Raw genomic sequence first — 1512 nt, forward strand, 5'->3', positions numbered from 1 at the left:
CAACAACAAATCGGCCATGGCGATGTCCCCCAAACATCACCATTGAATCAACCCGCCAGTCCTCTCGCAACAAATTTAATGGGTCCTGAGCCTAGTTTGATACCCGATGCTGAAAGCGGAGGACTAGCTTGCATGGTCAAATGGCTAGTTGCTACGCTTGAACCTCAAGCACGCACCAAGGTCGGTACGACAAACCCACAATACGCCAGGGGACACGGTTTTTTTCAGTTACGTGGTCGCGCACGATTCGCGGCCCGCAGTCCGGTAACAGATAGAAATAATAAGCCGACAGACTTCACGACCGTCGAGTGCCATCATTCGTTTCGCGGTTCAGCGTGGGCGATCTTGGAAGCCAACTCCTCATCTAATGGATGGGGAATCGGCGGCTGGCCAGCCGCCGGCCCCGCTGATCCTCAGCTCTAAATCGCGATGCGCTTCACCTGTGACTGAGCCTTGGGCTTAGGAAGCACGACGTTCAGCACACCGTTCTTGAAGTGCGCCTCTCGACCTCGACCCCAATCGGGATGTGCCGCTCAAAGTGGCCATAGAAGCGCTCGGAAAATTGCTTGTCCTCGTCCTGGACCTCAGGCCGGTTCTCGCCCTTCAGCGTCAGCACGCCGTCGTCGAGCAACACCTCGATATCCTTTTCTTCGAGGCCAGGCATCTCGGCCGTCACCTTGATCTCTTTGTCACTGTCGGAGAGACGTTCCGGCCAGGGCCCGTTGAGAGAAGACAGCGAGCTTGACGATAGGCGACGCTCAAAGCAGCCACGGAAAACGTCGTCGAACAGGCGGTTCATCTCCCGGCAAGGTTCCGCTGGCCGACTGGGCGCAGGAGCTCTTGACGAAGCGGTTCCGTTCCTCGCCTGCCCGTGAAGGAGGTAGGAGTTAAAGTTTTGGCCTGCCCCACTCCTGTCAAAAAAACGGTACATCCGTGAACACCAAGGGAAAGGTCTCCTTTTGTAAGGAGACTCACCGACTTGGCTAAGGCACGGCCCCGCCACATCGGACGAGGATGGAAAGAGGCAGAAGCCATTATGATCAGCGAAGACGGGGACCTGCTCATAAACGCGATCAATAAACTGGTCGATGATTTTGACCAGATGGGATTCGGCCGCGAGGAGATCGGTGCTGCACTTACGGGCATTGGTCTAGGTCTGGTACGACTGCATGCTGGCGATGCCGAGGCCATGAGGATAGTTGGGTCGCTTGAAAGCCTCCTTGTGAGCGGACAGCAAGGGTTGCAATGAGCGACCCTGGCACCGCCGCCGGTTCGGACTAGGATGGAGAGATGATCGCTAAATGTTCTCTTCTCGCCAAAATCAATGCCGAGGCGCGCCGCGGCTTCGTTGCGGAGCATGGCAAGTGGAAGTGGCGGTTCCACGCTTCTGGTTTAGAGGGGTCGGGCTCCGGCCAAAGCCCTAGAACCGATCGACATTCAGGATTCCCAATCGGTTTGATCGCTGATTCATAGAGCTCCGTGATTCGTCACGGAGCAGATCATGGCGGCGAA

The 1512-nt window shown here is 56.6% G+C and carries 2 protein-coding genes and 1 pseudogene; 2 read left to right on the forward strand and 1 reads right to left on the reverse strand.

The annotated features are described in order from the left end of the window. Positions 1–423: hypothetical protein (locus GGQ85_RS20700; protein ID WP_309776086.1), on the forward strand; the 423-nt coding region annotated here is incomplete at its 5' end. Here GGQ85_RS20700 and GGQ85_RS20705 read toward each other — a convergent pair. Next, positions 420–931: pseudogene (locus tag GGQ85_RS20705) on the reverse strand (Hsp20/alpha crystallin family protein). The gene GGQ85_RS20700 and the pseudogene GGQ85_RS20705 sit on opposite strands and share 4 nt — an antisense overlap. A 48-nt stretch (positions 932–979) precedes the next feature. Between GGQ85_RS20705 and GGQ85_RS20710 the strand changes: the two are divergent. Then, the gene (locus GGQ85_RS20710; RefSeq protein WP_309776087.1) at positions 980–1249 is read left to right on the forward strand and encodes a hypothetical protein; all 270 of its coding nucleotides are present in this window, start codon (positions 980–982) and stop codon (positions 1247–1249) included. Positions 1250–1512: the final 263 nt, after the last annotated feature.

The organism is Nitrobacter vulgaris (genome assembly GCF_031453995.1).
Classification (GTDB): Bacteria; Pseudomonadota; Alphaproteobacteria; order Rhizobiales; family Xanthobacteraceae; genus Nitrobacter; species Nitrobacter vulgaris.